Annotated in this window: 21 protein-coding genes and 1 tRNA gene; 9 read left to right on the top strand and 13 right to left on the bottom strand. The window is 71.6% G+C overall.

Annotated features, from left to right (window positions below; translation table 11 throughout):
• Positions 1 to 3 precede the first annotated feature (3 nt).
• Together HNR68_RS01445 and HNR68_RS01450 are read right to left on the bottom strand one after the other, a co-directional pair.
• Positions 4 to 930, bottom strand: coding sequence for a metal ABC transporter solute-binding protein, Zn/Mn family (locus HNR68_RS01445; protein ID WP_179716848.1), 927 nt, complete (start codon positions 928 to 930; stop codon positions 4 to 6).
• A gap of 221 nt (positions 931 to 1,151) precedes the next feature.
• Positions 1,152 to 2,246 (bottom strand): ABC transporter ATP-binding protein, encoded by a 1,095-nt coding sequence (locus tag HNR68_RS01450; protein ID WP_179716850.1) that lies wholly within the window; start codon positions 2,244 to 2,246, stop codon positions 1,152 to 1,154.
• A 186-nt stretch (positions 2,247 to 2,432) separates the two neighbouring features.
• On the opposite strand from HNR68_RS01450, the gene HNR68_RS01455 reads away from it, so the two are divergent.
• The gene (locus tag HNR68_RS01455) at positions 2,433 to 3,533 is read left to right on the top strand and encodes a LacI family DNA-binding transcriptional regulator (protein WP_179716852.1); all 1,101 of its coding nucleotides are present in this window, start codon (positions 2,433 to 2,435) and stop codon (positions 3,531 to 3,533) included.
• A gap of 94 nt (positions 3,534 to 3,627) precedes the next feature.
• Here HNR68_RS01455 and HNR68_RS01460 read toward each other — a convergent pair whose 3' ends face one another.
• The 8 genes from HNR68_RS01460 to HNR68_RS01495 form a co-directional block, all read right to left on the bottom strand.
• On the bottom strand, positions 3,628 to 5,280 hold the full coding sequence (locus HNR68_RS01460) for a polyamine aminopropyltransferase (protein ID WP_179716854.1): 1,653 nt from the start codon (positions 5,278 to 5,280) through the stop codon (positions 3,628 to 3,630).
• Positions 5,277 to 5,702 carry a DUF350 domain-containing protein gene (locus tag HNR68_RS01465; RefSeq protein ID WP_179716856.1) on the bottom strand — a complete coding sequence of 142 codons (426 nt, stop codon included), beginning with the start codon at positions 5,700 to 5,702 and terminating at the stop codon, positions 5,277 to 5,279. The genes HNR68_RS01460 and HNR68_RS01465 overlap by 4 nt, the downstream gene beginning before the upstream one ends.
• Positions 5,703 to 5,733: 31 nt before the next feature.
• Positions 5,734 to 6,663 carry a hypothetical protein gene (locus HNR68_RS01470; protein ID WP_179716858.1) on the bottom strand — a complete coding sequence of 310 codons (930 nt, stop codon included), beginning with the start codon at positions 6,661 to 6,663 and terminating at the stop codon, positions 5,734 to 5,736.
• The gene (locus HNR68_RS01475; RefSeq protein ID WP_179716860.1) at positions 6,660 to 7,097 is read right to left on the bottom strand and encodes a DUF4247 domain-containing protein; all 438 of its coding nucleotides are present in this window, start codon (positions 7,095 to 7,097) and stop codon (positions 6,660 to 6,662) included. The genes HNR68_RS01470 and HNR68_RS01475 overlap by 4 nt, the downstream gene beginning before the upstream one ends.
• A 3-nt stretch (positions 7,098 to 7,100) precedes the next feature.
• Entirely contained in the window at positions 7,101 to 7,718 is a 618-nt protein-coding gene (locus tag HNR68_RS01480; RefSeq protein ID WP_179716862.1) for a DUF4178 domain-containing protein, read from the bottom strand.
• Between the two features lie 136 nt (positions 7,719 to 7,854).
• A complete protein-coding gene (gene otsB / locus HNR68_RS01485) occupies positions 7,855 to 10,404 on the bottom strand; it encodes a trehalose-phosphatase (protein WP_218888161.1) in 2,550 nt (849 codons plus the stop codon).
• Positions 10,405 to 10,729: 325 nt separating this feature from the next.
• A complete protein-coding gene (locus tag HNR68_RS01490; RefSeq protein WP_179716866.1) occupies positions 10,730 to 12,169 on the bottom strand; it encodes a trehalose-6-phosphate synthase in 1,440 nt (479 codons plus the stop codon).
• A 118-nt stretch (positions 12,170 to 12,287) separates the two neighbouring features.
• Positions 12,288 to 13,730, bottom strand: coding sequence for a threonine/serine exporter family protein (locus HNR68_RS01495; RefSeq protein ID WP_179716868.1), 1,443 nt, complete (start codon positions 13,728 to 13,730; stop codon positions 12,288 to 12,290).
• Between the two features lie 221 nt (positions 13,731 to 13,951).
• Here HNR68_RS01495 and HNR68_RS01500 point away from each other — a divergent pair.
• The 7 genes from HNR68_RS01500 (at position 13,952) to thpD (ending at position 19,504) form a co-directional block, all read left to right on the top strand.
• Positions 13,952 to 14,027 (top strand) — tRNA-Thr (locus HNR68_RS01500).
• Between the two features lie 111 nt (positions 14,028 to 14,138).
• Positions 14,139 to 14,612: a DUF2127 domain-containing protein gene (locus HNR68_RS01505; protein ID WP_179716870.1), complete on the top strand. Its 474-nt coding sequence runs from the start codon at positions 14,139 to 14,141 to the stop codon at positions 14,610 to 14,612.
• A 275-nt stretch (positions 14,613 to 14,887) separates the two neighbouring features.
• Positions 14,888 to 15,610 (top strand): trypsin-like serine protease, encoded by a 723-nt coding sequence (locus HNR68_RS01510; RefSeq protein ID WP_179716872.1) that lies wholly within the window; start codon positions 14,888 to 14,890, stop codon positions 15,608 to 15,610.
• Between the two features lie 324 nt (positions 15,611 to 15,934).
• Positions 15,935 to 16,507 (top strand): diaminobutyrate acetyltransferase, encoded by a 573-nt coding sequence (gene ectA, locus HNR68_RS01515; protein WP_179716874.1) that lies wholly within the window; start codon positions 15,935 to 15,937, stop codon positions 16,505 to 16,507.
• Between the two features lie 65 nt (positions 16,508 to 16,572).
• A complete protein-coding gene (gene ectB, locus HNR68_RS01520) occupies positions 16,573 to 17,820 on the top strand; it encodes a diaminobutyrate--2-oxoglutarate transaminase (RefSeq protein ID WP_179716876.1) in 1,248 nt (415 codons plus the stop codon).
• 166 nt (positions 17,821 to 17,986) lie between these two features.
• Positions 17,987 to 18,397 (top strand): ectoine synthase, encoded by a 411-nt coding sequence (locus HNR68_RS01525; RefSeq protein WP_179716878.1) that lies wholly within the window; start codon positions 17,987 to 17,989, stop codon positions 18,395 to 18,397.
• A 204-nt stretch (positions 18,398 to 18,601) separates the two neighbouring features.
• Positions 18,602 to 19,504, top strand: coding sequence for an ectoine hydroxylase (gene thpD, locus HNR68_RS01530; RefSeq protein WP_179716880.1), 903 nt, complete (start codon positions 18,602 to 18,604; stop codon positions 19,502 to 19,504).
• A 53-nt stretch (positions 19,505 to 19,557) separates the two neighbouring features.
• Here thpD and HNR68_RS01535 read toward each other — a convergent pair whose 3' ends face one another.
• The 3 genes from HNR68_RS01535 to HNR68_RS01545 all read right to left on the bottom strand — a co-directional run bounded on the left by HNR68_RS01535 (position 19,558) and on the right by HNR68_RS01545 (position 23,816).
• Positions 19,558 to 20,835, bottom strand: coding sequence for an alginate O-acetyltransferase AlgX-related protein (locus HNR68_RS01535; protein WP_343049874.1), 1,278 nt, complete (start codon positions 20,833 to 20,835; stop codon positions 19,558 to 19,560).
• A 46-nt stretch (positions 20,836 to 20,881) separates the two neighbouring features.
• The gene (locus HNR68_RS01540) at positions 20,882 to 21,583 is read right to left on the bottom strand and encodes a protein phosphatase 2C domain-containing protein (protein WP_179716882.1); all 702 of its coding nucleotides are present in this window, start codon (positions 21,581 to 21,583) and stop codon (positions 20,882 to 20,884) included.
• 175 nt (positions 21,584 to 21,758) lie between these two features.
• Entirely contained in the window at positions 21,759 to 23,816 is a 2,058-nt protein-coding gene (locus tag HNR68_RS01545; protein WP_343049875.1) for a putative bifunctional diguanylate cyclase/phosphodiesterase, read from the bottom strand.
• Positions 23,817 to 23,959: 143 nt separating this feature from the next.
• Here HNR68_RS01545 and HNR68_RS01550 point away from each other — a divergent pair, with 143 nt between their 5' ends.
• The gene (locus tag HNR68_RS01550; RefSeq protein ID WP_179716884.1) at positions 23,960 to 24,811 is read left to right on the top strand and encodes a hypothetical protein; all 852 of its coding nucleotides are present in this window, start codon (positions 23,960 to 23,962) and stop codon (positions 24,809 to 24,811) included.
• The last annotated feature ends 35 nt before the right edge of the window (positions 24,812 to 24,846 follow it).

A 24,846-nucleotide genomic window follows, 5' to 3' on the forward strand; every position in this document is an offset into this window, starting at 1 on the left:
GGCTCATCGTTCCTGGTCGAGGGCGTTGCGCAGTGCGGCGATCTGGCCGCCCATCCACTGCACGTAGGTCGCGCCCGGGGGCGGGGTCTCGGTCATCTCCACGACCGGGATCCCCTGCTGCTCGGCGGTGGAGCGCACGGTGCGGGTGACCGGGGACTCGGTCTGCGGGTTGTGGATGACGGCCGCCGCCTGCCCACTGCCGAGCGCGTTCTGCAGCTCCGCGACGGCGGCCGCCGACGGGTCGGTCTCGGCTTCGACGGCGTTGACGAAGGACGGCGGGGTGATGTCGCGCAGCCCGGCTGCTTCGACCAGGTAGTGCGCGATCGGCTCGGTGACGATCACCGGTCGGTCCCGGTGGGCGGCGGCGATCTCGTCGACCTGGGTCTGCAGCGCGCCGACCTCGCCGCGGAACCGCTCGGCGGCCTGGCGGAACTGCTCGGCCTGCGCGGGCCGGAGCCGGCCGAGCTCGGCGGCCACCCGGTCGGCGACCTCCTGCACCACGTGCAGGTCGTACCAGACGTGCTCGTTCTGCGCGTGGTCGTGGTCGTGCCCGGCGTGCTCGCCCTCGTGCTCGGACTCGACGGCCGACACCGTGGGCTTCCCACCACCGCTGCCGAGGATCTGCTCGATGAACTCGTCGTAGCCGCCGCCGTTGAACACCACCAGGTCGGCGTCGGTGACCTCGGCGGCGTCCCGCGGGGTGCTCTCGTAGGAGTGCGGGTCGGCGCTGGGGTCGTCGATGATCGACTCGACCTCGACCGCGTCCCCGGCGACGGCCTGCACGACGCTGCCCCAGACACTGGTGGACACGACGACCTTGACCTCGTCGCCGGGCGCGGCGCGCTCGCCGTTCCCGCAGGCGGCCAGGACCAGGGCGGCAGCGGTCAGCCCGGCCAGGGCAGTAGACGCAGAGCGACTGCGGGAGGTCATCGAGCGCACTCCTAGGTGATCACTGTGCGCAGCAGGCTGACGGCTTACTGCGAATGGTAACGGAAACCGTTGTCATCTGCAGTCTAGACCTGCCCTCCGCCCCACTCCACCGAGTGGGTCACCCAGACACGCGGACGCCCCCGCCGGGACCAGCGGGGGCGTCCGAGCGCGACTGGTGCGCGAACCGGCTGCGCGCGGGCGCTCGGCCCGCGTCCGGGACCTCAGGCGGCCAGCCGGTTCCCGGTCTCCGGGTGGAACAGGTGCACCTCGGAGGCGTCGCGCAGCGCGACCTTGACCTTCTGGCCGAGCGCAGGCGGGGTGCGGCCGTCAGCCCGGACCACGAAGCGCTCCTGCGAGCCGTTGACGGCGATCGCGCCGTGGATCAGCGCGTCCGCGCCCAGCTCCTCGACGAGCTCGACGGTCATGTCCATCCCGTCGTCCTCGGAGGAGACCAGCCGCAGCGCCTCCGGGCGCACGCCGAAGGTGACCTCCTTCAGGCCGTCCGCGGCGGACAGCGCCTGCCGCGGCAACGGGATCGTGGTGCCGTCGATCTCCGCCCCGTCGCTGGTGAGCGGCACCGTCTTGAGGTTCATCGCCGGCGACCCGATGAAGCCGGCCACGAACGCGTTCGCCGGGTTCTCGTAGAGCTCGCGCGGGCTCGCGCACTGCTGCAGCACACCGTCCTTGAGCACCGCGACCCGGTTGCCCATCGTCATCGCCTCGACCTGGTCGTGCGTGACGTAGATCGTGGTGGTGCCCAGCCGCTTCTGCAGCGCGGCGATGTTCGCGCGGGTCTCCACGCGCAGCTTGGCGTCGAGGTTCGACAGCGGCTCGTCCATGAGGAACACGCTGGGCTCGCGGACGATCGCACGGCCCATCGCCACGCGCTGCCGCTGACCACCGGAGAGCGCCTTGGGCTTGCGGTCCAGGTACTTCTCCAGGTCCAGCATCCGCGCGGCCTCGGTGACCTTCTGCTTGATGACGTCCTTGGGCGTCTTGCGGAGCTTGAGCGCGAAGCCCATGTTCTCGGCCACCGTCATGTGCGGGTACAGCGCGTAGGACTGGAAGACCATCGCGATGTCCCGGTTCTTCGGCGGCGTGTGCGTGACATCGGTGCCGCCGATCGTGATGCCACCCTCGTCGACGTCCTCCAGCCCGGCGAGCATCCGCAACGCCGTCGACTTGCCCGACCCGGAGGGGCCGACCAGCACCAGGAACTCACCGTCGGCGATGTCCAGGTCCAGCTGGTCGACAGCGCGGACCGGTGGGTTTCCCTGGTACACGCGCGACGCGTTGACGTATGCAACCTCAGCCATTGTGACGCACCTTTCACTGAACCGGTCCCGAAACGGTAACCGCTGCGCACGCAAAGGTCACCCCCTCTGATGACGTCTTTTCGTTGAGTGATCACGCGGCGTCGCTCCGTGTTCGGGACTCGAACAAGTGTGGGATATGCATCATGCGCACTTCACCGGCCGGTACTGAACCGTTACGGTTCCTGCATGGCGCGGTCAACGAATGCCCGGCGGCCTGCGACGCTCGCCTCGCTCGCAGCTGAGCTCGGGGTGTCCAGGACCACGGTGTCGAATGCGTACAACCGTCCTGACCAGCTCTCACCCGAGCTGCGCAAGCGAGTGCTGGAGACAGCTCGCCGGCTCGGCTACCCCGGTCCGGACCCGGTGGCGCGCTCGTTGCGCACCCGCAAGGCCGGCGCGGTCGGGCTGCTGCTCACCGAGAACCTCTCCTACGCCTTCCGCGACCCGGGCGCGATCAGCTTCCTCGAAGGGCTGGCGCTGGCCTGCGAGGACGCCGGCCAGGGCCTGACGCTCATCCCGGCGAGCCCGGAGCGCGAGGACGTCGCCGCGGTGCACCGCGCCGGCGTCGACGGCTTCGTCGTCTACTCCGTCCCCGAGGACGACCCGCACCTGGCCGCGGTGCTCGAACGGCCGGTGCCCGCGGTGATCTGCGACCAACCGCGGCTGGACGGCGTGGACTGGGTCGGCCCGGACGACCGCAAGGCCATCAAGGGCATCGCCGACCACCTGATCGGGTTGGGCCACCGCCGCATCGGCGTGCTGTGCATGCGCTTGGCGCGCGGCCGCAACGACGGCCCGGCGTCCGTGCAGCGGCAGGCCAACGCCAGCTTCCACGTGCAGAAGGCCCGGTTGACCGCGCTGGCCGAGGAGTTCAGCGAGGCCGGTGTGGACTGGACGACGGTGCCGGTCGTGGAGCGCTTCGACCACACCGAGGCCTCTGGCGCGTCGGCGGCGGCGCAGCTGCTGGAGATCGACCCGGACATCACCGCGATCGTGTGCACGTCGGACATCCTGGCGCTGGGCGCGATCAGCGAAGCGCGCAGCCGCGGCCTGCGGGTGCCGGAAGACCTGACGGTCACCGGGTTCGACGGCATCCCGGAAGCCGAGCGCGCGGGCCTGACGACGGTGCGGCAGCCGTGGCTGGAGAAGGGCCGCGCGGCGGGCCGCCTCCTGCTGGAGACCGCCGAGCCGGGCCGGCCCCGCCAGATCCAGCTGGAGACCGAGCTCATCACCGGCTCCACCTCGGCCCCGCCCCGGAGCACCGAGGAGCGCTGGTTCGGCCCGTGACGAGGGTCTGGACGCGGTCACTCCCGCCTGGAGCCGGCGAGGCGCCCCGCCGATTCCAGGTGGGACTGGCGCCTGCCCGCGTCCCGGGGTGCGGTCAGTAGTTCTCCCACTCGCCCTGGGCGTGCTGGAGGATCGTCGGGTGCATCAGCGTCGACGGCTCCATGCCGGGGATCCTGGTGCGGTCCGGGGGGAACGTCGCCGCGGCGCGCAGCGTCGCGGCGTCCAGGGAACGCAGCGGCGGGACGTCGCTCGGGAGGCGCAGTTCCGGTGCGCCCGGGGAGGCGAGCGGGCTCCGCACCGCAACGTCCGTCGGAGCTGCGCCCCCCTGCGGTGCGGGGTCGTCGCCGGGGGTGGTGGCGAGGTGGAAGCCCCACTCGCCGAAGCTGGGGACCGTCACCGCGTACGGGACGGTGCGCAGGTCCACCGCGCGCATGGTGGCCTCGACGCACCAGAACGCCTGGGGCGCGAAGTACGGCGAGCCCGCCTGCACCACCACTCGCGCGTCGCCGGCCATGGCGTGCCGGACCAGGCCGTAGAACTCCGTCGAGTACAGCTTCGCGGTGGCCGTGGAGTCGGGGTCGGGCATGTCCACCAGCACCACGTCGTAGCGGTCCCGGTTCTCCCGCAGCCAGGTGAAGGCGTCCTCGGCGACCATGCGCACCCGCGGGTCGTCGAAGGCGTGCCCGTTCAGGGAAGCCACCCGCGGGTCGTCGCGAGCGATCTGCAGCACCGCGGGGTCCAGCTCCACCAGCGTCACCTCGCGGACGTCCGGGTAGCGCAGCACCTCCCGCAGCGCCAGCCCGTCCCCGCCGCCGAGCACCAGGACGCGACCGCGGGGGCCCGCCATCGCCGGGTGCACCATCGCCTCGTGGTAGCGGTACTCGTCCAGCGAGCTGAACTGCAGGTCCCCGTTGAGGTACAGGCGGGTGTCGGTGTTGCCGCTCAACGACACCGACTCGGTGAGCACGACCTCCTGGTAGGGCGTGCGCTCGGCGTGCACCACGGGGTCGGCGTACAGCGCCTGCCGCGCGGTGACCTCGAAGTCCTCGGCGAACGCGTACGCGCCCACCAGGGCCCCGCCGACCAGCACGGACGCACCGGTCAGCAGCAGCACGGCGCGCTTGGACAGCTCGCGGCGGAACACCGACAGCACCAGCCCGAGCCCGGCCACGGCGTTCACCATGCCGACCGCCAGCGCCCCCTGCACCTGGCCGAACAGCGGCAGCAGCAGGAACGGGAACGCCAGGCCACCCACCAGGCCACCGACGTAGTCGGCGGCGAACAGGTCCGCGACCGCCGAGCCCGCGTCCTGCCGGCGGATCCGCTGCAGCAGCACCATGAGCAGCGGGATCTCCGCACCGATCAGCACGCCCAGGACCAGCGCGGTCGCGATCAGCGCCGGGGTGTAGAGGCTCAGCCAGGCGAAGGCCGCGTAGAGCAGCAGCACGCTGAGCCCGCCGAGCAGCGCCAGCAGCAGCTCGATCGCGGCGAACGCCTCGGCCGCCCGGCGCTGCAGGGGCTTCGCGGCCAGCGCGCCGACGCCCATCGCGAAGACCATCAGCGACACCACGATCGACGCCTGGCCGACGGTGTCGCCGATCAGGTAGCTGCCCAGCGCGACCAGCGCTAGCTCGTAGACCAGGCCGCAGGCGGCGCAGACGAACACCGCCACCAGCACGGCGGTCCGGGCGAGCCGGCCGCGCGGCGCGCGGGTGGCGGTGTCGGGTTCGGCGGCGGTCGCCGTCACCAGATCGCCGCGGCGATGATCACCGCGATCACCAGGTGGGCGCCCGCCGACACCCAGGTGGCCGGGTGCAGGTCCGGGGTGGCCAGCTCTTCCCCGAGCTTGCCCGGGGTGATCGCGTCGACCAGCAGGAACGACAGGCTCATCAGGATCAGCCCGAGGATGCCGTAGGCGAGGGTGCCGACCAGCCCGGCGACCAGGTCGTCGGAGCTGGCCGCGATCGCCGTGGTCAGGATGATCCCGACGCCGAGCAGGCCGGAGACCAGCAGCAGCGCCGCGTTGGGGTTGCGCTGCACCCAGATCAGGTCGCGGAGCCTGCCCGGGGTGGCCAGGTCGACGAGCACGTAGCCGAGCGCCATCATCGCCACGCCGACCACCCCGTAGGCGACCGCGGCGAGCAAACCGGCGAGGAGTTGCTGGAGCAAGGTGGTGTCCTTCTCGTGTCGTGTGCGGGGGTCAACGGCCAGGACCGGGCGGCCACGGCGGTGGCTGCGGCGGCCGACCGGGAGGTGGGGCCTGTCCGGGGAACGGGCCGGGCGGTCCGGCCGGTGGCGGCCCCGGCGGTCCGGCCGGTGGCGGCCCCGGCGGCCCCGGCGGAGGCGGACCGGGCGGCGGCCCCGGAGGCGGCGGTGCCGGGGTGTCCGATGCGGCCCCCTGCCGGGACCGCGCGCGGAAGCCGAGCACCAGCGCCACCACCGCGACGGCGCCCAGCCCGCCGAGGGACCCCCAGAGCATCCAGCTCGACGAGCCCGCCCCGCCCGCGGGCGGCAACGGCGGCACCGCGCCGCTGCCCGGCGCCTCGCCCGGCTCCGGCGGGGCGGTCAGCGCACCCCGCTCCACCAGCAGCAGCGGCAGTCCCAGCGCCGCCTGCCCGGTGACCGACACCGGCTCCTCGGCCAGGGCGTCCGCGGTGACGCCCAGCTCCACGAAGTCCGACTGCGTCGGCAGCGGCCGCAGGTCCGGCGAGCCCGACACCCGGACGGCGGCGGCGTCCGGGTCGTCCCCGGAGCCCAGGGCGACCACCACCTCGACCTCGGCCCAGCGCGGGCAGGTGTCGGCCGGGACGCCCGGGCCCCGGCTGGAGCCCTGGTCGGCCTGCTTCGTCGACCCGTCGACGAGCTTCCAGCCGAAGCACACCCCGTGCACCCGCTCGGAGGCGGCCAGGCCCTGCGCGAGCTGCTGGGAGTCGGCGGGCAGGAACCGCTGGACCGGCGGGCCGGTGTAGGTCCGTCCTTCGGAGTAGACGGCGGTGTCCTCGGAGGTGAACTGCGTCTGCTCCCCACCGCCGCCGAGCGCGCCCGTGAGGCCGCCGACGACGCCGACCCCCACGAAGGCGGCCAGCACGGCGCCCGGGACGCGCCACTGCCGAGCGGGCCTGGGCGTCATTTGCCGGCTCCCGGACCGCGTCCGCGGAAGCTCTCGCCGTGCGGGCTGGTCCAGCCCCAGACCCCGCCGAGGCGGGAGTGGTAGCGGCGGTAGGCGTGGTCGACGTCCAGCACGTGGACGACCGAGCCGCGCAGGTGCGGCTGGACCACCACGGCGTCGTCGGGGTACCGCAGGTAGATGCCGGTGGAGTCGTGGTACCGCGCCTGCGGCCGCCACTTCGAGCTGATCTGGAACGCCACCGCGCTCGGCGCCAGCGGGCTGGTGTAGGCGCGGTTGTCGGAGTCGCCCGGCAGGTCCAGGTGCGCGGCCCGGGTGAAGTGCTTGTCGACGTAGCCGCGCGGGCCGGTGCCGGTGGAGAAGATCGTGACCAGGCCGATGATCAGCGCGAGCACCGCAGCGGCGCCGGCGATCGCGAACCAGAACTTGGGTTTCACAGGTCAGCTCGCAGCGGGGTAGATGATCACGTCGTAGCGACTGAGCGCCTCGCCGGTGCTGGCTTCCCAGGCGGCACCGCCGTAGGACTCGAAGCCCAGCAGGGCGCCGTCCGACGACTGGTAGTCGTGGTAGCGCACGGTGCCGCGCTCGGCGAGGCCGGTGGTGGCCTCGCTGCGGAACTCGGCGCTGCCGGACTCCTCGGAGTGGTAGGTGCGGCCGCCGAAGCTGATGGTCTTCGGGCCCGGCTCACCAGCGTCGTCCACCGGTGTCCACAGCGAGAGGATCAGGTCGGGGTCCTCCTCGACGGCCAGCCACACCTGGGTGCCCTGGGCGTCGTCGAGCAGGTGCTCCGACCAGGTCCAGCCGCCTTCGGACAACCGCAGGGTGCCGCGCACGGTGTACGTGCGGCCGCGCACCTCGACGATGTCACCGGCCTTCAGCGCACGCGGGTCGCCGCGCAGCGAGTCCTGGTCGCCGGTGTGGAAGGGGTCGGTGGGGCGCGGCTGCTCCTGCGGCCGGGCCGCGGCCCGCTTGGCACGCAGCCCGAAGACGACGGCGACCACCGCGAGGACGACCAGCACGATGATGACGACGACCAGCGTCGCGATCAGACCGTTCACCCCTGAGCCCTTCCCTCGGCACGAGCGTGCGGCACAGAGGGTATTAGCGGGCGTCCGATCGGATGACCCGAATCGCCCAAATCGTGACCAGCGTCCCCGGCGGAGCGCACGCTCCGCCGGGGACCCGGTCAGCCGGTCACGCCGACAGCAGCTGGGCGCAGCGGATCAGGCCCAGGTGCGAGTAGGCCTGCGGGTGGTTGCCCAGGGAGCGCTCCGCGATCGGGTCGTACTCCTCGGACAGCAGGCCGGTCGGGCCCGCGGTGTCCACGATCTGCTGGAACAGCTCCTCGGCCTCGGTGCGGCGGCCGATCAGCAGGTACGCCTCGATCAGCCAGGCCGCGCAGAGGTGGAACCCGCCCTCGTCACCGGGCAGGCCGTCGTCGCGGCGGTAGCGGTACACGGTGGACCCGCTGCGCAGCTCGGCCTCGATGGCGGTGACGGTGGCCTGGAACCGCTCGTCGGCGGGGTCGATCAGCCCGGACAGGCCGACGTGCAGCGACGCGGCGTCCAGGTCCGAGCCCTCGTAGGCGGTGGTGAACGCCTGCACGTCCGGGTGCCAGCCGTTCTTCACCACGTCCTGGGCGATCTGGTCGCGCAGCGGCCGCCACGACGGGTCCTCGTCGCGGTCGTAGGCGGCGGCCAGCTTGATCGCGCGGTCCAGCGTCACCCAGCACATGACCTTGGAGTACACGTGGTGGCGCGGCACGTCGCGCTCTTCCCAGATGCCGTGGTCCGGCTCGAACCAGCGCTGCGACACGGCCTCGGCCATCGCCTTGACCAGCTCCCAGTCGACGTCGCGGATGCGGCCGGTGGCCTGCGCCAGGTGCGCGATCAGCTCCACGACCGGGCCGAACACGTCCAGCTGGACCTGCTGGTCGGCGAGGTTGCCGACGCGGACCGGGCGGGACCCGGCGTAGCCGGGCAGGCTGTCGATCACGGCCTCCGGGCCGAGACCGGTGCCCTGCAGCGTGTAGAGCGGGTGCAGCCGCTCCGGGCCGGGCAGCGTCTCCAGCACGCGGTGCAGCCAGTCCAGGAAGGCCTCGGCCTCCTGGGTGGAGCCGAGGGTGACCAGGGCCTGCGCGGTCATCGCGCCGTCGCGCAGCCAGCAGTACCGGTAGTCCCAGTTGCGGACGCCGCCGATCTCCTCGGGCAGCGAGGTGGTGGCGGCGGCCATGATGCCGCCCGTGTCGCTGTTGCACAGGCCGCGCAGCGTCAGCGCCGAGCGGGCCACCAGGTCGCGCTCCACCTCGGGCAGCGTCAGCGTCTTCATCCAGTCCGACCAGTACCGGTCGGCCAGGTCGCGGCGCTCCGGCTCCGGCTCTCCCGGGGACAGGTCGTCGGTGCCGCAGCGCAGCTCCAGCACGACCGGCGAGCCCTCGGTCAGCTCCAGCACCGCGCGCGCCGACTCGTGCATGCCGTCGGAGGTGATCTCCCACTGCACGCCCGGCGAGTACAGCACCATCGGCTCGGAGGTGCCCAGCACCCGCAGGCCGCCCGCTTCGGCGGTCAGCCGCACCGGCACCTGGCCGAACTCGGGGCGCGGGGCGAACTCCACGTCCGCGGTGGTGGAGCCGCTGATCACCCGCACCAGGTCGGTGCGGTGGCTGTCGGTGCCGTGCGCCAGGTAGTCGGTGACCAGCAGCCGCGACCAGCGGGTCTCCACGGTCATGGTGTTCGGCACGTAGCGCTGGCCCAGCGGCAGCGGGCTGCGCTGGGTGCCGCCGCCGCCGTGCGGGCGGACGCTGAAGTGGCCGGCGCCGGGGCCGCCGAGCAGGTCGGCGAACACCGCGGCCGAGTCCGGGCCGGGGTGGCACATCCAGGTCACCCGCGCGTCCGGGGTGAGCAGCGCGACCGTGCGCTCGTTGGACAGCATCGTCAGCCGCTCGATCGGCGGCGCCTGCTCGCCGTAGAGCCAGGTCCGCCGCTCCTCCATCAGGAAGGCCAGCACCGTGGCCACGTCGGAGGCGTCGTTGACCCGGTAGTGCGCCAGGGTGTCGCCCTCGCCGACCTTGATGCCCAGGTCGGGGCCGTGCAGCCGGGCGAACGCCTTCTCGTCGGTGACGTCGTCGCCGAGGAAGACCGCGGCGGTCGCACCGACCTGGTGGCGCAGGGTGTCCAGCGCGTTGCCCTTGTCGGTCTGCACGACCGACAGCTCGATGACCGCCTTGCCCTCGGTCACCGACACGCCGTCCCACTTGCCGGGCCCGTTGCGGACGGCCTCCAGCACCTCGTGGGCGACGTCGGGTTCGGCGCGGCGGACGTGCACCGCGATGCTGGCGGGCTTGGCCTCGAGCGTCACGCCGTCCTTGCCGCGCACGACGTCCTGCACGCCCCGCTGCAGCTCGGTGCGCAGCTGGGTGGCCTCGGGCTGGAGCTCGTGCACGAACCCGACGTCGAACTCCGACCCGTGGCTGCCGACCAGGTAGACCTCGGCGGGCAGGCGCGACAGGGTGGCGAGGTCGCGCAGGGCGCGCCCGGAGATCACCGCGGTGGTGGTGGCGGGCAGCGCGGCCAGCGAGCGCAGGGCGTGCACCGATTCCGGCAGCGGCTTCGCCTGGGTGGGGTCGGCCACGATGGGCGCCAGGGTGCCGTCGTAGTCGCAGGCGACCAGAAGTCGGGGTGTCCGCGCGAGCTGCACGATCTCGCGGCGCAGCTGCGCAGGCAGGGCTTCGGCGGTCAACGCCATACTCCTCATCAAGGGGGCGTGGTCTACGGGGTTCTCTCAGGATGCGGCAGGAGCCGCATGCGGTGCGGGATCCAGCCCGCGCGGCCGCAGGTCCTCAGGCGCCACCTGGAGCCCCGGCGCCGCGCTCCGGGCCCGCGCCGGGTGGGGTCGAGCCGGCTTCGGCGGCGTATGGGGTTCCGCCACCGGCAGAGCCAGGCAAACCATGCTGAACAACTCCAGGTCTGAGGTTGATCGATCCGGATGCGGCCATCGATGGCGACCGACCGGGGTCCGACCAGTATCGCTGACGCTTGGCGGTCCGTGTTGCGGACCAGTCCGCTCGCAGCTAGTCCGCGAGAGGCGTGCCCAGAGACTCGAGGAACGACCGCGCCCAGCGGTCGACGTCGTGCGTGAGCACTTGCCTTCGCAGTGCGCGCATCCTACGGCGTCCCTCGGCCTCGTCGATGTTGAGGGCGGCCAGCAGCGCGTCCTTGACGCCGTCGAGGTTGTGCGGGTTGACGAGGAAGGAGCTGGTCAGCTCGGCCGCGGCCCCGGCGAACTCGCTGAGCACCAGGGCCCCGCCCAGGTCGTACCGGCAGGCGACGTACTCCTTGCACACCAGGTTCATGCCGTCGCGGACCGGCGTGACCACCATGACGTCCGCGGCGCAGTAGAAGGCGACCAGGTCCTTGCGGTCCACCGAGGTGTGCAGGTAGTGCACCGCGGGGTGGCCGACGCGGCCGAACTCGCCGTTGATCCGCCCGACCTCGCGCTCGATGCCCTCCCGCATCTGCTTGTAGTGCTCGACGCGCTCCCGGCTTGGCGTGGCGATCTGGATCATCGTCACGTCCTCGGCCTTGATCTGCCCCTCGGCCAGCAGCTCGTGCATCGCGTGCAGCCGCACGTCGATGCCCTTGGTGTAGTCGAGGCGGTCGACGCCGAGCATGATCTTGCGCGGGTTGCCGAGCTCGGCGCGCAGCGCCTTGACCCGCTGCTGGATCTCCTTGGTGCGCGCCATCCGGTCCAGCTCGGCGGAGGCGATGGAGATCGGGAACGCACCGACCCGCACCGTCCGGTCGCCGACCTGCACCACGCCGGGACGCGAGCGCACGCCGACCTGGCCGCGGCTGGGCTCGAACCCGGCCAGCCGCCGGGCCAGCCACAGGAAGTTCTGCGCCCCGCCCGGGCGGTGGAAGCCGACCAGGTCGGCGCCGAGCAGCCCGCGCACGATCTCGGTCCGCCACGGCAGCTGCATGAACAGCTCGACCGGCGGGAACGGGATGTGCAGGAAGAACCCGATGCGCAGGTCGGGACGCAGTTCCCGCAGCATCGCGGGCACCAGCTGCAGCTGGTAGTCCTGCACCCACACGGTCGCGCCCTCGGCGCTGACCTCCGCGGCGGCCTCCGCGAACCGCTGGTTGACCCGCTGGTACGCGTACCACCAGCTGCGGTCGAACACCGGTGGCACGACCACGTCGTGGTAGAGCGGCCACAGCGTGGCGTTGGAGAAGCCCTCGTAGTACTCCGCGAACTCGGCGGACGACAGCCGCACGGGGTGCAGCTGCAGGTCGTCGTCGGAGAACGGCTCGACGTCGACGTCGGCCACGCCCGGCCACCCGACCCACGCTCCGTGCCGGGCGCGCAGGAACGGTTCGAGCGCGGTGACCAGGCCGCCTGGGCTGTGCTTCCAGCGCTGTGTGCCGTCGTCGAGGCGTTCCAGGTCGACCGGTAGCCGGTTGGCGACCACGACGAAGTCCGCTCGGTTGGGCGTGCGGCCCTTGTTCACCGGTAATTCCTCCCGCCGTGTCCACGACCTGTCGCGAGGCTAGCCAATGTCGCCGGGTGCGGCGTGCTGCGCGCGGGGCAACCCGGCCCAGCGCGCCCGGGTGGTGTACCCGGGGAGATCAGTCCAGCCTCCTCTTGCTGGGCCGCAGCGGACCGGACAGCCGGGGTCCGGAGATGCGGCGTTCCAGCCTGCCCAGCCGGGTGCGGACCGGCTGGGCGAGGTACTCACCGAGCACGACACCGGCGCCGAGCGCGAGCCCGATGGCCGCGGCGAGCATCAGCGTGGTCGCGCCGCTCGGGCTGCCGAGCACGGACAGCTCGTACAGGCCGCGGTAGGTCGCCAGACCGGGCAGCAGGGGCGCGACGCCGGACACCGCGATCACCAGCGTCGGGATGCGCAGGCGGCGCGCGATGATCCCGCCGGCGAAGCCGACCACGGTGGTCGCCACCGCACCGGCCAGCACGGTGTGCACGTCGGCCAGCGTCAGCAGCGCGTGCGTCCCGGCGGCGACGGCGCCGCCGATGCCGGCGATGAGCAGCGGTCGCGGCGGGGCGTAGCTGGCCAGCGCGAAGCACGCCGAGGTGGACGCGCCGGCGAGCACCTGCAGCGACAGCGACAGCGCCGGGGCGAGGACCTGGGCCCGGCCGATGGAGGTGGCGTCGAGCCCGGCCATGGTGTCGCCGCCGATGCGCACGCCGATGTAGAGCGCGAGCACCACCCCCGCGATCAGCCCGGCCGACATCAGCGCCAGTTCGGCCATCCGGCCGGCGGCGGTCACGTTGTAGCCGGTGATGGCGTCCTGCATCGAACCGACGACGGTCAGACCGGACAGCAGCACGATGATGCTCGCGGCCACCGCCAGCTGCGGGTTGCCGAGCCAGCCGAGGGCGTAGAAGGTCACCGCGACGCTGGTGGCCACGGCACCGCCGACGGCCTGCTGGAAGAAGAACGGCAGGGCCCGCCGGTTCAGCAGCCGCCCGATGCGGTCGACCACCGCGGTCGCGGCGGCCGCGGTCACCGGCAGCATGACGCCGCCCTGACCACCGCTGAGCAGCACGGCCAGCGAGGCGGCCATGCCCGCCCAGGCCACGGTGGCCACCCACCGCGGGAAGGGGTGCGGCGCGGTGGTGATCCGGTCGAGCTCGGCGTAGGCCTCGGGGGCGGACAGCTCGTTGTTGGTGATCCGGCGGAGCAGGTCTTCGACGTCGGCGAGGCGGGTGTAGTCGATGGAGCGGTTGCGGACCACCCGCAGCGAGGTGATCGGCGGGACTTCGGTCCCCCGGTAGCAGGAGACGGTGATCGACGTGTAGATCACGTCGACCTCGCAGTGCGGCAGACCGTAGGCGGTGACGACGGCGATGATCGTCGCGGTCACGTCCGAGGCGCCCGCCCCGCTGGCCATCTGCACCTCACCGATGCGCAGGCCGAGGTCGAGCACGAGGTGGACGGTGGACTCGTCGGGCAGGGCCGGCCCGAAGACGACGTTGCGCGACCCCGGCGGGATGGTGGCTTCCGGGTCGCGCCGCCGCAGCACACCCCGGGCGCGCTGCGTGATTCCCAATGCAGTCCTTCCCTCCTGCCGCCCTGTCCTGCGGGCGGACCGCCGTCGCTGATCTTCCCCTCGGGCATCGCCTGTCATGAGCCGACCGTTGCACTCAGATCACGTGGCGTCCATCACCACCGCACCCGTCCCTGCCAGCGGCGGAGCCATCGTCCGCCCGCACGGACGCGGCCGCTTACCGAACCCGGGGGATCGATGCTTACGATGTCCCCGCAGCCCACGCCGCTGTAGCTCAGCTGGTAGAGCGCCCGCCTTGTAAGCGGATGGTCAGGGGTTCGAGTCCCCTCAGCGGCTCCAAACGTACCTGACCAGGTGTTTCTTCCGGTCGCTGTCGACCTGTCAGGTGCAGCACAGCGCCGGGGCCGATCACGCCCGGCCGAGGCGGTCAGGCGCGCGCATGATGGACCGGTGCGCGAGCCGACCACGGTGACCGACCGGCTCTTCCTCGTCGCCGTCCTGCTCAAGGGGCTGGACGGCGCGGTGCAGCTGGTCAGCGGGGTCCTGCTGGCCTTCCTGCCACCCGAGGCCCTCACCCGCCTGGCGCACGCGGTGGTCACCCGCGACCTGGTCGGCCCGCCCACCGGGGCGCTGGCCGGGCACTTCGAGGAGGCGGTGCGGCACTTCGCCGCCGGGGACCGCACGTTCGTCCTCGGCTACCTGCTGCTGCACGGCGCGATCAAGCTGCTGCTGGCGGTCGCGCTGGTCCGCCGGGCGCTGCCGATGTACCCGGTGGCCGTCGGGGCGCTGGGCCTGTTCGTCGTCGCCGAGCTGGTCCGCGCGGCGCAGACCCGGTCGATCGTGCTCCCACTGCTGGCCGTGCTCGACGTGGTGATCATCGCCCTCGTCGTCGAGGAGTACCGGGAGTTGCGGCCGCGGCGGTGAGGCCCTCCCGCCGCGGGAACCGCCCACCGAGTCCTCAGTGGACGGACGGGGAGCGCCATTCCCACGCGTCCGGGCGATTCCCGGTTCCGCCGAACGGCACGGGCGGGAAATCCGGGAATTCCCAACGTTTCCACCGGTCACCACCTTGATCATTTTTCCGCGTGTTCCGCACGCGTGGCGAATTGTGCCCAGTGGATGGACATAATCACTCGAACGAGTGAAGAGTCTCCTTCGGTTGGAACCAGCTGCGTTCTCGCGGACCGAAGGAGATCAGCGTGTCGCTCGCCCGAAACCTCGCAGGCGTCGCCGGGGCCGTGCTGGCCGCCGCGGCGTTCGCCGCCCCCGCCCAGGCCACCGAGCCCCAGGCCCAGGACGTCCGGCCGAACATCATCGACGGCCGGGAGGTCGACAGCGCGCCGTGGGCCGCCCGCCTGTTCGTCGACGGCCAGGAGAACTGCACCGCCACCATCATCGCCCCGGAGTGGGTCCTCACCGCGCAGCACTGCGTGGCCGGCGGCGGCCAGCTGAGCTTCAACATCGGCGACGTCGACCAGACGCAGGGCGAGCACGCCGAGGCCAAGTCCGGCGGCGTGGTGGTGCACGACACCGCCGACCTGGCCCTGGTCAACATCGACCACGCGGTGCAGACCGAGTACGCGCCGCTGGGCTCGGTCGGCGACGTCGAGGTCGGGGACACCGTGCAGACCTACGGCTGGGGCGCGACCTGCACCGACAAGCCCGAGATCGAGTGCCAGGCGCAGATCCTCAAGGTCGCCGACGTGGACGTGACCGACATCGCGTGCAGCGACTACCGCGGCGGCACCGCGGTGTGCGCCACCCGCGGTGACGGCATCCCGGCCGGCGGCGACTCCGGCGGCCCGATGTTCTCCGGGGGCGTGCAGGTCGGCGTGGCCTCCACCAGCGACCGGCAGTCCACCACCGCCTACACCAACATCACCGAGTACCGCGACTGGATCCAGTCCGTGGCGGGCGTGTAAGCAACCACACGCGGTCGGCCGGCCGCCCGGGTGCGCACCGTCACCCGGGCGGCCGGTGCGCGTTTTTCGCACGCCCGCGCGGGCGCGAATCCACAATTCGTTCACCCACGCTGAACCGCGCGAAATCACAGTGTTTCAGCAGGTCAGAGCACGTGCGAGAGGGCATTCGCAATCTTGCGTGACACGCGGGTAACACCGCGCCGCAGCCAGGATCAACATTTCTGTAGTGCTCATCACGTGCGAAATCGCGTCTCGCCTGGTAGATGACTGGTTATCGCGTCGAGAGCCTGACGCGTTACCGATGTTCTGTTAAGTTGGCGAAGCATGACCGGCGACAAACCGAGCCATAGCATCGAAGAACGAAATGGCGGAAGCGGTTCAGCCGGACGGTTGGAGATCGACACTCCGGTCGTCGCGGACGGCCCCGCGCTCTACCGGATCACCTGCGATTCGGGAGTGCTCGACGTAAACTCGTCCTACGCATATCTGTTGTGGTGCCGGGACTTCGCGCAGACCTCCGCGGTGGCGCGCATCGACGACGAAGTCGTGGGATTCGTGACCGGCTACATCCGGCCCGACGCCCCCGACACGCTGGTGGTGTGGCAGATCGCCGTCGATGCCTCCCAGCGCGGTGGTGGCGTGGCCAGTCGGCTCCTGAACCACCTGGTGGACCGCGTGCTGCCACGAGGAGTCCGCTACCTGGAGACGACGATCACACCGGACAACGCCGCCTCGATCAAGCTGTTCACCGCGCTGGCGCGCACCCGTTCGGCCGAACTGCAGCGCAGCGAGCTGTTCACCGCCGACCTGTTCCCGGATGCGCACCTGGGGGAGGACCTGTACCGCATCGGGCCGTTCGCGGCGGCCCCTGCCGTCGCGGCTGCCACCGACCGCTGACGCACCTGCTCTTGCCTGCTGCCGAGGCGCGCTCACCGCGCTGCCCGGCACGAACGGAGGAACCCGTGAACGACATCTTCGCAACCCTGGAATCCGAGGTCCGCAGCTACTGCCGAACGTGGCCGACGGTGTTCGACCGCGCCTCGGGCAGCTACCTCTACGACCAGGACGGCACCGCCTACCTGGACTTCTTCGCCGGCGCGGGCGCCCTGAACTACGGGCACAACAACCCGCTGCTCAAACGCAAGCTCCTGGAGTACCTGGAGCGCGACGGCGTCACCCACGCGCTGGACCAGTCCACCGTCGCCAAGGGCGAGTTCCTGAAGACCTTCCAGCAGCGCGTCCTCGAACCGCGCGGGCTCAACTACAAGGTCCAGTTCCCCGGCCCGACGGGCACCAACTCGGTCGAGTCGGCGCTGAAGCTGGCCCGCAAGATCACCGGTCGCGAGTCGATCATCAGCTTCACCAACGCCTTCCACGGCATGACGCTCGGGTCGCTGTCGGTGACCGGCAACTCGATGAAGCGCGGCGGTGCGGGCATCCCGCTGGTGCACGCCACGCCGATGCCCTACGACGACTACTTCGACGGGCAGGTCCCGGACTTCCTGTACTTCGAGCGGATGCTCGAGGACAGCGGCAGCGGCCTCAACGAGCCGGCCGCGGTCATCGTCGAGACGCTGCAGGGCGAGGGCGGCATCAACTCGTCCCGCCCGGAGTGGCTGCGCGGCCTCTACGAGCTGTGCCAGAAGCACGGCATGCTCATGATCGTCGACGACGTGCAGATGGGCTGCGGCCGCACCGGCCCGTTCTTCAGCTTCGAAGAGGCCGGCATCCAGCCGGACATCGTCTGCCTGTCGAAGTCCATCGGCGGCTACGGCCTGCCCATGGCGATCACGCTCATCAAGCCGGAGCACGACGTGTGGGAGCCCGGCGAGCACAACGGCACCTTCCGCGGCAACAGCCCGGCGTTCGTCACCGCCACCGAGGCCCTGGAGCAGTACTGGGCCGACGACGCGCTGGAGAAGTCGACCATCGCCAAGGGCGAGCGGGTCGGCGCCGTGCTGGAGGAGATCGCCAACGAGCACGGCGGGGCCATCGCCAAGGGCCGCGGCCTGGCGCGCGGCCTCGGCTTCGAGGACTGCAACGTGGCGGGCAAGGTGTCCAAGGCCGCGTTCGACCGCAAGCTGCTGGTGGAGACCTCCGGCCCGTCCAGCGAGGTCCTCAAGATCATGCCGCCGCTGACCGTCTCGGACGACGAGCTGGAGCAGGGGCTGCACATCATCCGCGAGTCGGTCCGCTCGGTGCTGGCCTGACTCACCCCTGAGGCGTTCCACCGGACAGCCCCGCCCACCCGGTCACCCCGATCGGGTGCTGGGGGCTGTCCTCGTGCGGGCGGCTCTGGGACCCTGCGGCGTGCCGGTCGTGACATGTGCCCGCGACCGGCGCGGACCCGACCTGAGCACATCTCTTGGAGGAAACGTGATCGTCCGGCACCTGTCGGAAATCGAGGACACCGACGCCGACATCAAGACCGAGAACTGGCGGAGCAAGAGGATCGTCCTCGCCAAGGAGAAGGTCGGCTTCTCGGTCCACGAGACCACGCTCTACGCGGGGACCGTGAACGACTTCTGGTACGCCAACCACATCGAAGCCGTGTTCGTCACCGAAGGTGAGGGCGAGATCGAGGACAAGGCGACCGGCGAGGTGCACCAGCTCAAGCCGGGTTCGCTGTACCTGCTGAACAACCACGACAAGCACCAGGTCCGCCCCCGCACCACGATGAAGACCGTGTGCGTCTTCAACCCCCCGGTGACGGGCCGTGAGGTGCACGACGAGAACGGTGTGTACCCGCTGGTCGTCGAGGACGACGAAGAGGCAGCCGCCAGCTGACAGCTCCGTTCGCGCTTGTCCAGTCCGCGTGGCGGGTAACCCCCGGGTTGCCCGCCACGCGCACTACCGGTCTTCCCCGCGCGTGACGCGGGGATCTGCGGGCGCACCGCGTGCCGCTTCTAACCGAGGAACCGAGAACTGGCGGTCAGTGCCCCCCCGGGGCACCGACCGCTCCGGCGGGAATTCGCGAAGGAGGCGCATTCAATGACCGTCGCTGATCTCAGCACCCAGGACCGCTACCCGACTCGGGTGGACGGTTCGTCGGCCATGATCGACCGGGTCGACCCGACGGTGTGGCCCGGTGTTGACGCGGGGCCTGCGAGCGCGGAGGAGCTCCGCGCGCACGACGCCAAGGGTTTCCACATCGTCGAGGGGCTGCTCTCCCCCGCCGAGGTGCAGACCTACTGGCAGGAGCTGGAGCGGCTGACCGCCGACCCGGAGGTGCGCGCCGACGAGCGCACCATCATCGAGCGGTCGTCCGACGAGGTCCGGTCGATCTTCGAAGTGCACAAGATCAGTGATCTGATCGCGGAGCTGGCCCGCGACCCGCGGGTGCTGGACCGGGCCCGCCAGATCCTCGGCTCGGACGTGTACGTCCACCAGAGCCGGATCAACTACATGCCCGGCTACCGGGGCACCGGCTTCTACTGGCACTCCGACTTCGAGACCTGGCACGCCGAGGACGGCATGCCCGCCATGCGCGCGGTCAGCATCTCGATCGCGCTGACGGACAACTACCCGTACAACGGCGGCCTGATGATCATGCCGGGCTCGCACCGGACCTTCGTGTCCTGCGTGGGCGAGACCCCGGACGACAACTACAAGTCGTCGCTGAAGGAGCAGCGCATCGGCGTGCCGTCCGAGGACGACATCACCAAGCTCGCCTACGAGCACGGCATCGAGCAGTTCACCGGCCCGGCCGGCTCCGCGCTGTGGTTCGACTCGAACTGCATGCACGGCTCGGGCAACAACATCACGCCGTTCCCGCGCTCGAACATCTTCATCGTGTTCAACAGCGTGGAGAACGAGCTGACCAAGCCGTTCGCGGCCAAGCAGCCGCGTCCGGAGTTCATCGCGTCCCGCGACTTCACGCCGCTCACCCGCTGACCGGCCTCGCGGAGACCTCGAAGTGCCCCGCCCCCGGGCGGGGCACTTCGTCGTCAGCGGACGGGGTGGGCGGCGAGGACCGCGCCGACCTGGTCGGCGACCGCCGCGTCCAGCATCGGGTAGCGGCCGCCGGCGACGAAGCGCTCGGAGAGCTCGAAGGTCACCACCTCGCCCTCGGCGAGCAGCCGGCCGGCCGCCGCCGGGTCCACCGCGACCTGGTCGGGGTGCACGATCGTGACGTCGGTGAACGTCGCCGCCAGGTACGGGCTGGCGAACTGGGTGAACGAGTCGCCCACCATCCGCACCGGCCGGTCGACCATGCCCGGCTTCGCCGGTGACGCCAGGTGCAGCGGCTCGTGGAAGTCGCTGGGCTTGAACCGGGTGTTGTCGACGTCGCTGCCGTCCGGGGCCAGCGAGTACGCCTGGATCGGCACGGTGCGGTCCTGGCCCAGCAGGTCGGGGATGTCGGCGCTGTGCGGGTACTGCCGCGAGGGCCGGACCTTCCAGCCGCTGGTCACGCCCGGCTCCAGCCGTTCGGCCAGCTGGTAGACCATGGTGATGCCGCCCTCGTGCGTCCAGTGCGTGTCGATGTCGTGGTAGATCGGGCGCTGGTTGCGCTCCGCCACCGCGCGCAGCTGCGCGCGCATGTCCAGGGCGCCGGTCTCCCGCGGGACCCGCCGCCAGAACTCCGCGCGGGCCCGGCTGGAGCAGTCCTCCCCGGCGTAGTCGTCGGGCATGTTCTCCGGGTACACCGTCGACTTGTCCGGCGCGATGACCAGCTGGAACCGGCGCCCGGAGGCCTCCACCACCTGGCGCCAGCGGCGCAGCCCGGCGATCACCTGGTCCAGCGAGCGCTTCGGCACGCAGCGGTAGGACACGTCGTGGCCGAGGAACAGCCAGCCGCCCTTGCCCTCGATGACCGGCGGGAACACGGTCTCGTCGAGCTGCGGCTTCCCGTCGTCCTGCCCGGCGCCCACCGGCGGGGTGTGCGAGCCGCCGGACAGCCGGGCGGGCTCGCCGAAGAGGCCGCGGCTGATCGCGTCCACCGAGTGCACGGCCTGCTCCCGGAACGGCAGGTGGTCGGTGGCCCAGGCGCTCAGGCCGGTGAAGAAGCCCCAGCCGTCGGTGATGCTCGGGAACTCCGCCAGCGGCCGGTTCTCCAGCTGCGTGGGGCGCGCGCCGAGGACCAGGCTGACCAGGGGCGCGGTGCAGAACAGCACGGCGCACACCAGCGCGGTGAGCTGCCGCCTGCCGTGCCGCGGGCGGTGCAACGGGTGCTCCCGCGGCAACCACGCCTCGTGGACCGGGGGGAGGTTCGTCTGCCGCGACACGATCACACGGTATCCGGACACGCACCGCGACGAGCCCGGAACGGGCCTACTCGACGTTGACCACGACGGCGCTGACGTTGTCGTCGGCCTGCTGCTCGACCGCGGCCGCGACGAGCTGGTCCGCGGCGTCCTGCGGGTTCGGCTCCGAGGCCAGGACCTCCTCGATCTCCTCCGTGGTCAGCGTCTTGAACAGGCCGTCCGAGCAGAGCAGCAGCCGGTCGCCCGGCCGGCAGGCCAGCTCGAAGGTGTCGACCTCCAGGTCCGGTCTCACCCCGACCGCCCGGGTGAGCACGTTGCGGTGCGGGTGCTCCTCGGCCACGTCCTCGCTGACCGCGCCCGCGCGCACCAGCTCCGCGATGACGGTGTGGTCGCGGGTGAGGGCGTCCAGGTTCCCGTCCCGCAGCCGGTACAGCCGCGAGTCCCCCACGTGCGCGGCCACCACCCCGGCGTCCGTCGTCTCCGCCACGGCGACCAGCGTGGTGCCCATGGTCACGGACTCGCGGTCGGCGCGGCGGAGCACCGCCAGGTTGGCCTGCCGGCAGGCGTGCACGAGCCCTTCGGCGGTGCGGTCGGTGGCGAAGTCCGCCGTGAGCGCGTCCAGCGCGAGCCGGCTGGCCACCTCCCCGCTGGACAACCCGCCCACCCCGTCCGCGAGACCGAACACCCCGTCGCCGACCACCACGGCGTCCTGGTTGGTCTCCCGTCCGCCCGGGTGCGTTGCTGCGCCGGCGACAAGCGTGCTGGTCACTTCGGGTCCCTCCGTCAGGTCGACCGGTCGATCTGCTCCATCGGAAGACGGCCACCGGCCCGCCGAGGTTCGCACGATCCCGCGATCCCAGCGCGCAGATCACCGACCAGTCGAGCGTGGACCCTTCCCACAGGGGGAAGTCAAGCACCCCCGCACCGGGGGCACTGGGCGCGGGTCAGCGCGGCTGGGCGCCGTGCGCGGTGCCGACCTCGAGCATCGCCCGGAAGTCCTCCGCAGGCACCGCCGGGGAGAACAGGAAGCCCTGGTAGTAGTCCATCCCGATCGAGTTCAGCACGCGGAGCTGGTCGGTGGTCTCGACGCCCTCCGCGAGGCAGAGGTGGCCCATGGCGTGGGACATCGAGCACACGGCCCGCGCCACGGCGAGGTCGGTGTTGTTGCGGTCGATGTCGGAGACGAACCGGCCGTCGAGCTTGATGATCTGCACGGGCAGGTGCTTCAGGCGGGCCATCGAGGAGTAGCCGGTGCCGAAGTCGTCGATCGCGAAGCGCGCACCGCGCTCGACCAGCCGCTCCATGGCGTACCGGTTCTGCGGGCGCAGGTCCACCAGGTCGGTCTCCACCAGTTCGAGCGTGATGCGGTTCCAGTCGATGCCCGCGGTGGTCACGGCGTCGGCGACGAAGTCGACGAAGTTCGGCTCGCCGGGCAGCAGGCCCGCGAGGTTCACCGCCACCGTGACCGGCCGACCGTGGACCCACGGCCACCCGGCCGCCTCGCGGAGGGCGGTGCGCAGCACCCACTTGTCCAGGTCGTGCAGCTGCCCGGCGCGTTCGGCCACGGGCAGGAAGACCGCCGGGCTGATCGGCCCGCGCTCCGGGTGCGGCCAGCGCACCAGCGCCTCGGCGGCCGCGATGGAGCCGTCGGCGGACACCACCGGCTGGTAGTGCACGGTCAGCTCGTCGTGGTCCAGCGCGTCGCGCAGCTGCGCCTCCAGCGGCAGCTGGCGGTCCGCGGCGGCGATCAGGTCGGGATTGGCCAGCACGACCTGGTTGAAGCCCTTCCGCTGCGCTTCGGACGCCGCGATGGAGGCGTGGCGGAACAGGTCCTCGGCGGTGGTGCCGCCGCCGCGCGGGGTGGCCACGCCGATCGAGCCGGACAGCTGCACGAGGTGGTTGCCCACCGGCAGCGTGGTGCGCAGCAACCCGGACAGGAGCGTGATCAGCGCTTCCATCCCGCCCACGGCACGGGTGTCCGGGCAGACGACCATGAACTTCTCCCGCCGGGGAGTGCGGGCACCGAAGCAGCTGTCCGGGAGGCCTTCCGCCAGGCGCTCGGCCACGGACGCCTCGACGTCCGCCGCGGCCTCGGACCCCAGCGAGTGGTCGATCCGGTGCAGGTTGTCGATCACGCAGGCCAGCACGGCCACGTCCTCGGCCCCGGCACCGCGCAGCAGCCCTGCCAGCGCCTCGACGGCCGACGGCATGTCGACCAGGGCGCTGCTGCGGTCCGGGACCGCGTGCGGGCTGGCGCCGACGTCGTGGGCCGTCCCCACCACCAGCGGCGGGCGCCCGTCGCGACCGCCGCTGAACACGCCGTACACCCGCAGCCGCCGCAGCGCACCGTCCCCGCGGAAGAACCGGTGCTCGAACTCGACCGGCTCGGAGCGCTCGACCGAGGACAGCACCTTCTCCCGCACCATGTCCCGGTCCTCGGGGTGCACGAAGACCAGGAACTCCTCGAACGGCATCGCGCCCCGCTGCGGGATGCCGGTCAGCTCGTGCAGCACCTTCGACAGCCACAAGGTGTCGGTGGCCGGGTCCAGCTGCCAGGTGCCGATCTTGGCCGCCCGCTGCAGGTCCAGCAGCGGCGCGTTGCTGATCTGGTCGGCCCGCTCCCCCTCCAGCGAGTCGTCGGCCTTGCCGAAGGCCGGGCGGGCCGGGGGCGCGACGAGGTCCGACACGTCGCAGAGCACGGTGAACAGGAACCGCTCGTCGTGCCCGTACGGCCAGCTCACGGTGCGCACGGCACTGCCCGGGCGCCCGTGGGCGTGCTGCGGCCCGTCACCGATCCCCAGCTCGTCGAGCTGCCGCCCGACCAGGTCGTCCGGGTCTTCCGTCCCCAGCAGCGCGGCCGCCTGCGCGGTCGCGCGCACGACCACACCCCCACGGGTGCACAGCAGGACCGGGGCGTCGGGCAACGACTGCTCCCGCGCCACCCGCACCCAGTCCGCGAGCCCGGTCGATGCGGCATCGGATCGCTCACTCTGGGTACTCACCGACACCTCCCCCTGCCGCCGAACCGTGCCTGGCACAGGCGGTACCCACAGGCTTCCCCGATCGCCCCCGTCGAACACCGCACCCAGGCGTGGGCCGGACCACCGGAGGTGGGGTGGGCCGACGTAGTGCTGGAAAGGGTTCGGTGCTGGCCGATGGACAGATCACCGGAGGGCTCAGCTTGTCCGGCGCGGGCCTGACCGCGACCAACGGCCCAGCCCTGACCGCGGACCAACTCACCGTCAACGGCAGTGTGTTCCTCAACGATGGCTTTCAGGCCAGCTCCGACAGCGAAGACGGCACCCTCCGCCTGCTCAGTGCAACCATCACCGGCCAACTCAGCCTAACGGCCGCCAAGATCGAGAACGCTGGTCCAGCAGGACTGGTGGTGAACGTGACGGGCACGACGAAAGTACGGGGGAACCTCATCCTCCCCGTACATTCCTTCTCCGCAGACCAGGATCGTTCCTTCCGTCTCGATCTCGACGGCTTCTCCTACGCCTCCGTTCCGTGGGACGCCACCTTGTCGGAGTGGCTGCGCCTGCTGCGCGAGCACACCCCTGCCTACGCTCCGCAGCCTTACCAGCAGCTTGCTGCTGTGCACCGGGCCGCTGGACATGACCGGGAAGTTCGCAAGATCCTCATCGCTCAGCAGGTCGACCGCCGACGCCGTGGGGAGATCGGTGGCTGGTTGCGCAAGCTCCTCCACGCGGCCGGTGGCTTGTTCATCGGGTACGGGCACCGGCCATGGCGGGCTCTCGGGTTCCTCGCCGCCGTCTGCCTGCTCGCGGTCGTCGTCGCCATCGTCGCGAGCCAGCTCGGGGTGGCTGTGCATCCCACCAAGGCGCCGGGTGAGCCTGTGACCGCCTGTTCGACGGCCGAGGCCGTTGGGATGGCGCTGGACACCTCCGTGCCCGTGTTCAAGCTCGGGGGTGAGAAGCGGTGCGAGATCGCCGCTACCACCACCTGGGGGCAGGTGTTCTACCTCGCCAACTAGGTGCTCCAGGCGCTCGGGTGGGCGTTCGCGACCTT

Origin of the sequence: Saccharopolyspora hordei, from assembly GCF_013410345.1 — a bacterium.
GTDB classification, from domain to species: domain Bacteria; phylum Actinomycetota; class Actinomycetes; order Mycobacteriales; family Pseudonocardiaceae; genus Saccharopolyspora; species Saccharopolyspora hordei.

Coding starts and splice junctions, on each gene's coding strand:
- ectA (WP_179716874.1), top strand. CDS start 15,935: ATGACCGGCGACAAACCGAGCCATAGCATCGAAGAACGAAATGGCGGA.
- HNR68_RS01450 (WP_179716850.1), bottom strand. CDS start 2,246: ATGGCTGAGGTTGCATACGTCAACGCGTCGCGCGTGTACCAGGGAAAC.
- HNR68_RS01455 (WP_179716852.1), top strand. CDS start 2,433: ATGGCGCGGTCAACGAATGCCCGGCGGCCTGCGACGCTCGCCTCGCTC.
- thpD (WP_179716880.1), top strand. CDS start 18,602: ATGACCGTCGCTGATCTCAGCACCCAGGACCGCTACCCGACTCGGGTG.
- HNR68_RS01445 (WP_179716848.1), bottom strand. CDS start 930: ATGACCTCCCGCAGTCGCTCTGCGTCTACTGCCCTGGCCGGGCTGACC.
- otsB (WP_218888161.1), bottom strand. CDS start 10,404: ATGGCGTTGACCGCCGAAGCCCTGCCTGCGCAGCTGCGCCGCGAGATC.
- HNR68_RS01470 (WP_179716858.1), bottom strand. CDS start 6,663: ATGACGCCCAGGCCCGCTCGGCAGTGGCGCGTCCCGGGCGCCGTGCTG.